Annotated in this window: 10 protein-coding genes; 5 read left to right on the forward strand and 5 right to left on the reverse strand. The window is 61.2% G+C overall.

Annotation, left to right across the window (positions count from 1 at the left end):
• The first annotated feature begins 60 nt into the window (after positions 1 to 60).
• The 3 genes from HV773_RS33015 (at position 61) to HV773_RS33025 (ending at position 6475) form a co-directional block, all read left to right on the forward strand.
• A complete protein-coding gene (locus HV773_RS33015) occupies positions 61 to 1779 on the forward strand; it encodes a site-specific integrase (RefSeq protein WP_175198046.1) in 1719 nt (572 codons plus the stop codon).
• Between the two features lie 119 nt (positions 1780 to 1898).
• A complete protein-coding gene (locus HV773_RS33020) occupies positions 1899 to 2243 on the forward strand; it encodes an SET domain-containing protein (protein WP_343052415.1) in 345 nt (114 codons plus the stop codon).
• A gap of 338 nt (positions 2244 to 2581) precedes the next feature.
• Positions 2582 to 6475: a hypothetical protein gene (locus tag HV773_RS33025; protein WP_175198047.1), complete on the forward strand. Its 3894-nt coding sequence runs from the start codon at positions 2582 to 2584 to the stop codon at positions 6473 to 6475.
• Between the two features lie 175 nt (positions 6476 to 6650).
• On the opposite strand, the gene HV773_RS33030 is transcribed toward HV773_RS33025, so the two are convergent.
• The 3 genes from HV773_RS33030 to HV773_RS33040 form a co-directional block, all read right to left on the reverse strand.
• Positions 6651 to 7610 (reverse strand): PDDEXK family nuclease, encoded by a 960-nt coding sequence (locus HV773_RS33030; protein ID WP_175198048.1) that lies wholly within the window; start codon positions 7608 to 7610, stop codon positions 6651 to 6653.
• Positions 7611 to 7681: 71 nt separating this feature from the next.
• Positions 7682 to 8134: a DUF5615 family PIN-like protein gene (locus HV773_RS33035; protein WP_175198049.1), complete on the reverse strand. Its 453-nt coding sequence runs from the start codon at positions 8132 to 8134 to the stop codon at positions 7682 to 7684.
• Entirely contained in the window at positions 8131 to 8802 is a 672-nt protein-coding gene (locus tag HV773_RS33040; protein ID WP_175198050.1) for a DUF433 domain-containing protein, read from the reverse strand. Before HV773_RS33040 ends, HV773_RS33035 begins: the two co-directional genes overlap by 4 nt.
• A 339-nt stretch (positions 8803 to 9141) precedes the next feature.
• On the opposite strand from HV773_RS33040, the gene HV773_RS33045 reads away from it, so the two are divergent.
• On the forward strand, positions 9142 to 9885 hold the full coding sequence (locus HV773_RS33045) for a hypothetical protein (RefSeq protein ID WP_175198051.1): 744 nt from the start codon (positions 9142 to 9144) through the stop codon (positions 9883 to 9885).
• A gap of 238 nt (positions 9886 to 10123) precedes the next feature.
• Here the strand turns inward: HV773_RS33045 and HV773_RS37325 are convergent, their stop codons facing one another.
• Positions 10124 to 10246: a hypothetical protein gene (locus HV773_RS37325; protein ID WP_281365324.1), complete on the reverse strand. Its 123-nt coding sequence runs from the start codon at positions 10244 to 10246 to the stop codon at positions 10124 to 10126.
• Positions 10247 to 11572: 1326 nt separating this feature from the next.
• Here HV773_RS37325 and HV773_RS33050 point away from each other — a divergent pair.
• Positions 11573 to 11962 carry a hypothetical protein gene (locus HV773_RS33050; protein ID WP_175198052.1) on the forward strand — a complete coding sequence of 130 codons (390 nt, stop codon included), beginning with the start codon at positions 11573 to 11575 and terminating at the stop codon, positions 11960 to 11962.
• 314 nt (positions 11963 to 12276) lie between these two features.
• Here HV773_RS33050 and HV773_RS33055 read toward each other — a convergent pair whose 3' ends face one another.
• Positions 12277 to 12456 carry a hypothetical protein gene (locus tag HV773_RS33055; RefSeq protein WP_175198053.1) on the reverse strand — a complete coding sequence of 60 codons (180 nt, stop codon included), beginning with the start codon at positions 12454 to 12456 and terminating at the stop codon, positions 12277 to 12279.
• Positions 12457 to 12650: the final 194 nt, after the last annotated feature.

A 12650-nucleotide genomic window follows, 5' to 3' on the forward strand; every position in this document is an offset into this window, starting at 1 on the left:
TATCTATTAAGATAAGTATTCTTATCATAAGGTGTCGATCTATGCGATAAACTCTAGCGTATGAAAAATCGCGCGATGCAGTCCCCCGCCCCGGCTTCCCCCGAACCCACCGGCTTTCCCGATGCCGACGAGCTCGCCATGCTGCGCGCGTGGTACTCGGGCCTCGCCGTGCGCCAGGCCGTGGCGCGCTACCTGCCCGCGCGCCTGGGCGACGGCAAATCGGCACGCGGCGTGCTCGGCACCCTGCGGCGCCGGCTGCAGGCGCTCGCACGCGCCGCGCACCGCGACGATCTGGTGGCCCTGTTCGACCATCCCGCGGAGGAACGCGAACGCCACGCGAAGGCCGTCGCCCAGGCCATCGACACCCTGCGCACCGCACGCCCGCCCGAGCCGCAGATCGCCGACGCCGTCGCGCAGTGGTTCGCGCCGCGCGCCGTGCGCGTGCTGCACGCGCACGGCATCACGACGCTCGCCGATCTCACGGTGCGCATCCCGCGCCGCCGCCAGTGGTGGAAGGCCGTGCCGGGGCTCGGCATGGCGAGCGCCCGCGCGATCGAGGCGTTCTTCGCGGCATGGCCCGCGCTCACGGAAAAGGCCCGCGCGCTGGTGGTCGCGGACCGGCGCGGGGACATCGTGCCGTGGGAAGCCATCCGGCTGCCGCACGAGGTCGACGGCACCGCGGGCACCTTCCGCGCGCCGCCCGCCACCTGCACGCTCGACGCGTCGAACGACTACGAGGCCGTGCAGACCTGGCTCGCGCTGCACGAATCGCCCGCCACAAAGCGCACCTACCGCAAGGAGGCCGAGCGGCTGATCCTGTGGGCCATCGTCGAGCGGGGCCGGGCGCTGTCATCGCTCACCACCGAAGACGCCATCGCCTACCGGACGTTCCTGCGCCACCCCTCACCCCGTGGCCGCTGGGTGGGCCCGGTGCGGGCGCGCACCTCGCCGGACTGGCGGCCATTCAACGGCAGCCTGTCCGCGCGCTCGGTGGCACACGCCCTGTCGATTCTCGGCGCCCTGTTCCGCTGGCTCATCGAACAGCGCTACGTCCTCGCCAATCCGTTCTCCGGCGTGAAGGTGCGCGACGCAACCGGAATCAACGTGCTCGACGCCTCGCACGCGTTCAGCGAGGGCGAATGGGCGCTCGTGCGCACGATCGCGGACGGGCTGGAGTGGTCGTACGGCTGGTCGGCACCTGCCGCGCAGCGGCTGCGCTTCCTGCTCGATTTCGGCTATGCGACCGGCCTGCGCGCCAGCGAGCTCATCGGCGCGACGCTGGGGCACATCGAGACCGACCCGCGCGGCGACCACTGGCTGCGCGTGACCGGCAAGGGCAAGAAACGGGGGAGCGTCGCACTGCCACCACTCGCCTGGGACGCGCTCGCGCGCTATCTCGCCGAACGCGGCCTGCCGGTGCTGCCCGTGCGCTGGAATCCGCAAACACCGGTGATCGGCAGCCTTGACGTGGGCACCCGCGCCGACAACGACGCGGCGATCAGCAGCGTGCGCCTCTGGATGGTGATGCGGCGGTTCTTTGTGCTGGCTGCAGATGCCATCGAGGCCGACCACGCACCGCTCGCCGAAAAACTGCGACGCGCCAGCCCCCACTGGATGCGCCATACCCACGCCACGCACGCACTGGGCCGCGGCGCAGAGCTCACCACCGTGCGCGACAACCTGCGGCATGCCTCGGTGTCGACGACCTCCATCTACCTGCACAGCGACGAGATCAAGCGCGCGCGGCAGATTGCGGAGGCTTTCACGAAGGCAAAGTGAGGAACAAGTCGTCCATATGCAGCTGCCCATACGCAGAGCGCGAGAAGGTATCGCCCACCACCTGTGGCTGGTCTTTTCCGCGGCTATACTCCAAGCCTCCCTCCTTCCATTTGCCCAGCATGAAACGCGTTTCCGTCCGGCGATCTCCCATCCACGGCAAGGGCGTGTTCGCCCTTCGTCCGCTTTCCCGTGGTGAGCGCGTGTTCGAATACAGGGAGCTCGTGACTACCTGGCAGGAAGCGTCGCGTCACTACGCGCAACGCGATGAGGAGAGCCATACGTTGCTGTTCGGCCTGTCCGACGGACGCGCGATTGACGGTGGGCGCGTCGGGAACGGCGCACGGTGGCTCAACCACGCCTGTTCGGCGAGCTGCGAAGCGGTTGAAGAAGCCGGCCACGTCTATATCGAGGCAATCCGCAATTATTGCGCCCGGCGAAGAGCTCTTTATCGACTATGCACTTGAGGTTCCATCGAAACCGTCCGGAAAATCCCTCCGCGAATACGACTGCCGTTGCGGGACAAGATGCTGCGGCGGACCCATGCTCGGCCGCACCTAGCGCGATAGGGTGCTCGGTCGACCGCTCGGCTTGGCAGCGGCTGATGGCTGCCATGCAGCGTCATTCGCGAGCAAGATTGCCCAAACACTTGGGCGTCGCGTCCCATACACGCGCCGGCCATTCAATTTGCAATGTTGGAGCGTTGTGATCTGGTCCGCGACAAAGTGGGCTTGATCGTCAGCAACATCGGTAGCCGCGCTGCGTTTCCTGCAAGTCAATCGAAGTTCCAAGCGGTACATGAAAGATGATATTTAATATCTCGCCCTCCCAGGTTGAATCTCTGAATAGCCTGCAGCTGGTCGAACTGTTGCGAAAGCTACTTCACGCCGAAGCACAAAGCGCTGGAATAGCCCTCCGTGGCGTCTCGGTGCCCCTGCAGATCACCGTTGCGGACGGAGGGGAGGATGCTCGTGTTCACTGGAGCGGCGGAAATGACGACACTAATTACCTCCCTTGTCGCATGAATGTATTTCAGTCCAAGGCAACAGATCCCGCACCGGCTGGCTGGAAGAAGGAGGTGTGGACAAAGGCCTCACAAAGGGACGGTGTGCCGCGGGTGTTAAACGATGCCGTTTCGGCGGCAATCGCCGGACGCGGTGCATATATTGGATTTACCTCGGCAGCGATCGTTGGCGACAAGCTCAACCGGCGCCTCTCTGGAATCAGGGATGGCATTCTGGAGGCCGGTGCAAATCCGGACGATCTGGTATCCATCACCATTTACGATGCGAACCAGATCGCCGCCTGGATCGGCGAGCACCCGGCCGTCGCGGTGTGGCTGAATGAAGTACAGACCGGCCTTCCTTTAGGCGGATTCCAGACGATCGATGGTTGGGGAGCACGCAGCGATTTTGTCGCGATCGAGCTCGTTGACGACGAAGCTTCCCGGTATGCCATCGGCGATGACGAAAGCGGGAAGGCACATTCCGGCGACACGCTGAGTTCACATCAAGCAAAGGAACGGATTTTTGATCACATTGCCGAGCCGAAACGATGCGTTCGAGTCATTGGTCCCTCCGGCATCGGCAAGTCCCGCTTCGTCTATGAGTTGTTCCGTGACCGGAACACCTTAGAAAGAGCCATCGCAGGTTTGTCAGCGATCTACTGCGACTTCCGGAGCATCGGACAGGAGCGTCTTCACCAGGTCGTCGAGGCCATGGTTCGTCAGGGCACTCCAGCTCTCGTCATCGTCGACGAGTGTCCACGTGAGTCAGCAGCCGTTCTGGTCAACATTGTGTCCAACACGAATAGCCGACTTCGCCTGATCGCCATTGATATCGACGACCGCGCGATTCCTGCGGACAACGTTCTCAATATTTCAGTATCCAGAAGCGACGACGCACTTGTCGAAGGGATCATCCGGCAAAGAGCCCCGAGAGCCGACGATACGACAATTTCTTACCTCAAGAATCTCTGCGGCGGCTTCCCTCGAATCGCCGTTCTCGCTACGGACAACCATTTAAGCGGCATGCCTGCCCTTAAGTCCATCGAGGACGTTGTCGAACGGGTCGTGACCGGCTGCGGCCTCCGCGAGCGGGATCCGTTACGCGCCATCGAGTGCCTGGCATTGTTCGATCGCGTGGGGGCAGAAGGCGATGTGGCCGGGCAGCTCGATCTCGTTGCCGAAGGACTAGCACGACAGTCCGGCGACGAAATGTACGAGCACCTGTCCGCTGCGTCGAAGCATGAACTGGTCGACCATCGCGGGCGTTTCTTTCGCGCGCAGCCACTTCCGATCGCGGCCTTCCTCGGGGCCAGAAGAATCGAGCTGCTGCGCACCGAAACGATCTTACGGTTCATCGAATCTGCTCCGAACGAACTGGTTCTCTCGTTTTTAAAGCAGTGGAGGTATTTGGACCGAACGCGCACCGCCGTAGCGGTGGCCGAGAGGCTGTTAGGGCGAGAAGGACGTTTCGGGACGCTGGACGCCCTGAGTTCTGAGTTCGGCGCACAATGCCTGCACGCTTTGTCGCACGTCGCGCCGGACGCTGCCGCTGATACCGTCCGGCGAGTCTTCGGCGAAATGCCGCTTGACGAGCTTCGGGGACTCGGGGGCGGACGACGTTATCTCATCCATGTACTCGAAAGACTTGTATTTCGTCGCCAATCGTTCCGTGTGGCGGCCCTTCTTCTGATGCATCTAGCCGCGGTCGAGACGGAGGACTGGAGTAACAACGCGACGGGCCAGTTCAAGCAGTTGCTCCAAATAGAACTCAGTGGCACCGAGGCCGAGCCTTCGGAAAGGTTCGCCATAGTCGATGCCGGCATCGCATCTGGTGAGGAGCGAATCATTAGTGTGTGCATCGAGGCCCTCGCGACAAGTCTTGGTCTTACATATTCCTCCCGAATCGCAGGCGCGGAGGAAATAGGTAGTCAGCCGCCCTTGCGCGATTGGCATCCCAAAACTTGGGGGGAGGTGTTCGATTTCCACCGGCGAAGTCTCGCTACCCTTGAAAGGATTCGCGCCGCACACGGGATTTTCGGGAGCCGCTGCGATGAAGTTCTCGCCACCAGTCTGCGCGGAATTATCTGCGAGGCCCTCATCGCCGATATTGAGGCAGCTGTGTACCGCGTTGCGCAGAGGCGAGGAATCTGGCTCGAAGGAATCCAAGCCGTCGGGGAGTGGCTTTACTTCGACCGCAATGGCTATCCGGAGGAATTCCAGCAACGAGTGAGGTCTTTGTATGACAAATTGATGCCCACCGATTTGATACATCTCGCCCTCTTATACACAAAGTTCTGGTTGAGCGACCTCCACGACCCCGATCTGGAATATGATCAGGGTGATCATACTACTCAGGACTTCGAATATTCGTCGAGGAAGGCGAAGGAAGTCGCAGTACAAATTGCGCGGGACGAGGAGCTCGTGGTGCGAGCGGTGCGCGAAATGGCGCCTCAGAACCTCAACAATACTCACCCATTTGCCTACGAGCTGGCGAGGAATGTCGTTAATCCAATGTCGACCTTCAAGCTTGCGCTTGATGCGATTAGTGTTTCGACCAATCTGGAGGGGCTCGGATTTCTTCGGGGTCTTCTCGCAGGTATCGACGCCGGCGACAGCGCCGTCGCGGACGAGTGCGTCCGGCTAGCGCTGGCCCGCGACGCGCTAAAGCCGAGAGCTATCGAAATATGGATGGCTGTGAAAATCTCGGTCTTGCGTCTCACTCAAATCGTCGAGAACGTCAGGGCAGGAGCCTTGGTAGCGACTCAGTGTGTCTATCTGTCTTACGGACAAGGACTTGCGCACCTGAACGCAAATCAGATCCTCCCGCTAATCGACGAACTGGCGAACAACCACAAAGGTCAAGGAGCTTGGTCTGCCCTTGAAATCATCACGATGTACCTGCACAGTCGGAGTGATTTCGATCCCTGTTTGGTCGACAGCGCCCAAAGCATACTCGTGTCGTCGGCGCTTCTCGGGGAGGTCAGGCGTGGCAACCAGGACGGCCACCTTTTCGAAAGTCTGGTCAGGTCGATCCACAAGCACGCTGGGCTTGATGATAGCTTTGTGGCCAAGTTGGGGGAGCAGATTGTCCGTCTCTGCCAAACCAGTGACGGCAATGTCTTCGATGCGCTGGATGATCCGATCCGTAGGATCGTCAAGCTTTTGGTCGCCGAACGGCCGCTCCCTATGTGGGAGGTGATTGCCCGATTGGTCGAACGTGCTACACCGACCGAGCGATCCCGCCTTAATCGCTTAGTCGGACAATCGAGGCGCGGTTTTCGCCACGACGGAGACAGCGAGAACAGCGCGGGCCCCTTGTACGGTGTCCCTGAGCAAGCATGCTTCGAGTGGGCGGATGCCGACGCGCCGACCCGCGCACCATTTCTCTGCGAGTTCTATCCGCTCTTCGAAAAGGACGGTGCTGGAAAGACCGTCTGGCATCCAAGCATGGAAGGCCTTGCGGTTAGGTACGGCGAACATGCTGCGTTTTGCGAAGCGCTCACTCATCGACTCCATGTCGGCGCCTGGTCGGGTTCGCTGATTCCCTACCTGGAAGCGTACTTTGATCCTCTCGAGACTTGGTACCACCACAGACATCCCCAGCTCTGCATGTGGGCAAAGGAAATGCGTAGAGCGCTCGATGCGCGCATCGTGCGGGAAAAGAAAATCGAAGGAGCGGATTCCGATTCTTGACGCCTACGACTGGCCGCTACTTGATAGGTGGTGCCCCGATCTGCCGCCATCTGGCTAATCTTCGTCTGCATCAACCCTCCGATCTTCGAGCGGTATCCATGAGTAGTCCAGGGTGAGCGCTCAAATCCAACTTATGTAATGGCACACCCACGTTGCGGGAGCGGATTTCCGTCCTTCATGAGAGGATCTGGTGGTGGGGGTTCTTGTCGATGACGGCGGCTCGCACTTTCGTCTTCAGGAATGCGACGAGGTCGTCCTGACGATGCAGTAGCATGACGATTTCGTGCAGTGAACAAAGCATCAGCGTCTTCTGGGTCAGAGCGGCCGCGCATTCCCTGACGACGGGTTCCGTGAAACCGTTTGACGAAATCAGGATCCCCCTTGCATCCCCGCGCAAGAATACCCGCCCGAGGTGCGGCATGAATTCCCCCATGCCCGCCGGCTCGCCGAGCCACTTCATCTCTACAAGATAGAGATTGCCATCCAGTTCGATCACACCATCGATCTGTTCCACGACCACGCCAGTGTCTGGATCTCGCCGACGAAAATCTTCCTCAACATGGATACCAAATGCACGGAACAGGTCGTTCAGGACCCCCTCGAGCAGCTTGCCGCGCCGCTGCGGCGCGTCATCCATGGCAAACAGCGCGGAGAGTCGCGCGGCAATCGCTTCGAGCTTTACGCGCGTCTCCGCGGCGGAGGCCCGCTCGGACTGTTGCCGCTCCAGGTTCTTCGCCCGCTCGGCGTCCCGCTCCTGCTGCATGCGTGTAAAGGAGTCCTTTCTATTTCGCGCTTCCCGGATGGCGGCAACGAGGCCGCGCGCCTTCATCTGGTCCTCTGGCCAGCAACTGGAGAAGTCCTCGAACTCCTCCACGCGCTTGATGATTTCACGCCGGGGCCGTATTCCGCTGTCACCGCGAGCGTTGACCCTATCCAGCACATTCCGGGCGATTTCGAACTTGCTGATCGAGTGCGGGTCCGTCCGGACAATCTGGTCTACCTCCGCGAGGTCGACAGCGTCGACACCGGCGCTCCGCAGGAACAACACGACGCCCTTCTTGCTCCTGTTAAGCCTGGCGAGCGCCTCGACCAGCAACTCGAAAAGGTCCGGCGGGTAATGATATGCCTCTGCCATAAGGTCTCCCAGCGGATTGGGGATCCTGCATTCCCCGCGGCATGGATGTAACGGGGAATGCTGTCGTTTCATCAGTCGCCGGACGGGTCAGGGTTGCGGGCCTCATCCGAGACGGGAATCTCATAGAGGTCAACGCGGACCTCGCCAGACTCCTCCTCAACGGCCTCGAGCGCCTGGTTGACCAGATCGTCCAGCATGGCCACTTCTTCAAGCACGTAGTCAAACAGTTCGCGCTGCAGCGCAGGCGTCATCGGGTGCGGCGACACCAGACACACGAGACCCGCATGGATCGCCTGGCGCGCATGCAGGCCGCCAGGCGGCCCGCCATCCGGTCCACGGAAATCGACCGCGTTGTGCGTGACGAGCGTGTAGTCGCCTTCGACCGCGAAACGGACCAGCTCGTGGTCCTTCATGCCCGACAGGCCGCGATCGCGCACGCAGGTCGATTCAGGATGCCCGGCCTCGCGCGCAATCTGCACGAGGCCCGGCCACAGACATTCATCGAACAGGAAACGCAATGTCACGCCACCCCCGGCGCCCGGCGGACGACCTTGCGGCTGGCCAGCCTGGCCTGGGGAACGACCTCTTCGAGCCGTCGCGGCCGTCCGGGGCGTGGGTGCGCCTTCATGTAGACGTCCGCGTCCTCAAGCAGCTGCTGTGTCAGAAAGGGCCAGGCTGCCTGAAGTTCATCGAGTGGCATACCCTGTTGCCAGGCGGCAAGCACATTGGCGACCGGCACCCGCGTGCCGGCAAAGCACGGCGCGCCACCAAGGACTTGCGGATCTTCGGTAATGTGCTGGCCGGCTTCGCTGACGCGGCCGGCGCGACGTGAGGCCGTTTCGACATAGTGCGTGAGCTCGACGGTCAGGGCGTCGAACTCCACGCGCCAGTCGAAGTCGTCCAGGGCGTGAGCGCCGAGGGTAAGGATAACGTCGAAGTCGGGCCGGTCGAGCAGGCGTCGCGTCAGTGTTTCAATGACATTGATGCGCGCCGCGCGCGTCAGGTTGTCACTCGCGCTGAACCAGAACGTCGCAAACGGTGCAGTCAACGGCGCGAAGCGCCGCCCGTCCGTTCGATGCACCAGCGGTGCCCGCAGGACGTCCTCGTCAACCAGCCGGTTGATTTCCCGGTCCGTCAGTCCGGCAATGAACGCAATTTCGGCGGCCGATGCCGCCGCGAAGGCGCGTGCCATGATACCTCCAATATATCCGCGCATCCGGAATGTTTCCGGATATACGGAATAATTTTAGCACAAACGCAACCGCGCACCCACTCTCCCGCGCGACGGTTAACGGCTGGCTGGCCGCTTGCGCGATTCCGGCACGCTTGGCCGGTCGCCACGCGCACGAAAAAGACAGTGTTCGGCGGAAGGCGAATCGTCACATCTGACAACTCCGGTTATCGCGAGTCGCAATTTTGGCCGTCAGATTTTGGGCCCGCGAGTACACTTCGCGGGAACGCTCGCCCGGCAAGCGGTTGCGCTGGGGCTGTGGACGGCGGTTTCGCGACCACCAATTAGAAGGAAGGAAACATGAGCGTGATGCTCTACGACCTGACGGCCAGCGTCGCGCAGATGTGCGCCCCGGTGCCCGCGGCCGCCACCGGCGGCTGGACCGACTGGCTCGACCACTGGCAGACGCTGCTGGGTGCCGCCGTGGGCGGCTTCATGGGTGTGGCCGGTGCCTGGATTGTCGCCCGGTCGCACCGCCGCCGGGACCAAGATGTTGCCGCTGGGATGGTGCTGCCCGATCTCCAGCAACTTGACGCGGCGGGCCAGAGTCTCCGGCAACGGCTGGGTCCGCCGCCGAATGCCCCCAACTTGCCGGCCCAGGCGCGGGCGTTCTTTGAGGCCGGGCGTGTTGTCGATACCCTGAAGCTTCTGGCGGAGCGGAGGCCCAAGCTGTTCGCGCTGCACACGCCCGCAATCGGGCAGCTGTCCGACGTCGACGCCCGCCTGTACAGTCACCTATTCCAGTGCCAGATGGTCCATCGACAGTTTGAGGACGCGATGGAGTCCCTGAAAGCCGTGCCGAGCGAACCCAAAGGTCTCGATCTACGACACCAGCGGATTTGCAGCGACTCGACCCTCTGCGTGGAGCACGCGGCGCTCGCCAGGTTCTGGCTGGAGAACCTGGTGTTCTCCCCTTGGCCCCGCTGGGTCGTCAACGCCTACTTGAAGCGGCGCCCTGATGACCTCGTAAAGCGTTCGATGTATCTGCTTGAAAAAGGCGAGATTCGTCCTCCGTCGATGACCGGAGAACGAGGCCAGCTATGAACACACCAACCCGAACGCTCACCCGGCCGCACTTCGCCCTGTACCCGACGCCGACTTGACGGCGTCGCGATCGAGGGACTGCACGCCGCCTACGGCGAGGAGGGCACCGATGTGCACGTGACGCGGCACCTGATCGCCACGATACGTGACACGCTAGCCGTGACCGCGCGGCGCGTGACACCGAGGCTGCACACCCGCTGCGCCTCAAACCCGGCAGAGCTGCATGGCCGCCGACGGTTTAAGCGCCAATTTGCTCGCTTACGGGAGACTGCTCCGCGTACCACAACTGCTGTGCGAGTTCGGATTCGTCCGGCACGATCGCGTTCGGATCGCCGGCGAGCGGAGCGACTGGCACTCGCATCGACTTCTCCCAAAACCACGCCGCCAAAAGACCGGAAGCGAGTCCCCCGAACGCGAGCGCACCCGCAATGCTTTACGCGACGGTAGTCGTCGTCATACTGCGTCTACGTGGCGACCGGGTCGAACGAAGTCCCCGTGAGCGCGCGGCGCGCTAGTGGTCCGCAGGGTCCGCATAGTGGCCAGCAACCTGCCGAAACCAGCCGCAGTACACGCACCATGCCGCGCGCGACGCATGGGCCGCGCATTCGGCATGGTCCTTCGCTTCCTGCATGTCTTCGCGGATCTGGCCTTCCACCACGGCGGGTGATCTGCTGGTGGCTCCAGGACTTCTGGCTGCGCTTTTTCATGGCGCCTCCTTCGTCTGAACGTCTACAGGCGTCGCTTCGGCGCCCTCCATGTGACGGCTGAGCAGGAAGACGGCGACAATCCCATTAACGCAATGCAGCTAATCTTGATACGACTTAGCGACACTGAAGGTGGTGACAAAAAACCGACCGGAGCTGGGTCGTCGTGAATTTTTAACGCGGATGCTAAACCATCGCGTAAGAGCCGTCGACAATCGCCTGGACCTCACGCAGGGGCACGGCCACCGCGCGTTGTGGGTGCCTGTTGTCGCGCAGTGCCTCCGTTCCCGGAAAAAAGCGGCCGGGTTTTGTCGCGTAGCCAAGGAATGTCATCGCTGCGTTTTGGTGGTCTGCAACCCTGGGCTTGCCAAGACCGTCAACAGTTGTAATGCTGTTGCTCTCTATGGGTCATGCGAGCTGCAATGTCACAGGTCTATCTAGGAATCGACGAGAATACATCCCTCGTCTATGAGGGCTCACCTTCTTGCTATGGTCATGCAGCCTGGCCATCGCCATTTGTCTCGATTGCATGTCATATTGGCCCCCTGTCTGAGTGGCAGCGACGTGAATATTCCCCGACCTTAGCGAGTGCGCAGTGGATTTTCCGGGAGGATTTCTTTGATCCCGTTGCCCGCATACGCCGTGGTAGGCTGTATAAGAGGTCTCACGCAATCAATCCTGCAAGCTGGCATGTTCAACGACATCCCGCATTCACCTCTGCGTCCCGTCCAGCGGCACCAGGGGCAGCATTCCACGGTACGGATGCTCGCGGCTATGAATCCGCTACGTTGCTAACTTTTGCTTCATGGGTTGCCCCTGAAACGATCCTCCGGAACCAACGTGACGCAGTGCTCGTCCTGGGATCTGGAGATCGGTCAAGGGCTCACTCAGTTCTCGATATCGAACGGCTCGCAAATGGCGAAGAGCTACTGACCATCCGGACACGGGCTAGCTTGGGGACATTGCCGGACCTCGTCGATTCGATGATTCCCGCCGAACATCGAACGCTTGTGCTCCAGCAATACGAGAAAGCTGCCACTGCAGCCTATCGCGAAACGCCAGAGAGTGTCGTCGACCGTTGCCGGGAAGCAGCCGCGGCGGCCCTGAATGCCGCAAGAACCTTGTATCAACCCGAGGGAAAGGCGCTAGATCTCACTGACCTCGCAGCATTTTTTGCCTCCGAACAGTTTGGCTCTAGAGGGGGGCGGCTAATCCTGAGTAACGCTGCGCGCATCATCGCCCGCTTGCACAGCAAAGGAAAATCTGCCGAGCAAGTGAATCACCGCTCCGTCGCGCCCACCGAGGCAGATGCCGAGTGTGTGTTGGCACTGCTCGGCACCATATACCGTGATCTCGGTTGGTCAAAGGCGTAGGCTTGATATCTGCCGGGAGTTGGCCCGCAGCCAATTTTGAGTCAGCGCCTCACGATTGCACGCGGTAGCAGTGAATAACCGATTGATCATAGTTCGCTGCGACTGAGAAGCGGCCCGCTAGATCACCAACAACAGTAATGTGCGGGTGATGGTTATCAGGTTTCAAGGCTGAGAAGTGGGTAGTTGCAAGGTTCGCGCAACGCTTACGCCCCAACAGCAATGTCAGCAATTTGCAATCGCTTCCGGCCACTGCGACCGCATCTACACACATAGCGTATGCATACCTGAAATGGAACTGCGGTGAAAGCGGCAGCTTATTTTTCAATCGCCGCCCGGTCTATCATCCAGGCGTAGAGAATCTCAACTCGGGCCCCTTCGCTTTCCAGGTAGGCATTGGCTGTCGCCCTAGCGCCCGCGTCCTCAATTCCGAAAATAGCACTCGCGCCCGCGACTACTGTTTTGCGGTCTGGCGCGCGCTGCCAATCTTTGTACATTTTCGTGTGCTGCTCAGAGAAGCTGATTGAGCCATCGTCTTCGCGTATGAAGCAGCCAAACACACGAGCACTCTTCGCTTCCTTGGTAATCCCCCCACTTTTAACGCGGTTCAGAAGTAGAGGCTATGCGGCGGCCATCAGCCGCTGTTTCGGCGTTACCCCGCCAAGGCCCATGTTGGGGCGCTCGTGATTGT

The sequence above is a fragment of the Paraburkholderia caffeinitolerans genome (genome assembly GCF_902859945.1).
In the GTDB taxonomy this organism is placed as follows: domain Bacteria; phylum Pseudomonadota; class Gammaproteobacteria; order Burkholderiales; family Burkholderiaceae; genus Paraburkholderia; species Paraburkholderia caffeinitolerans.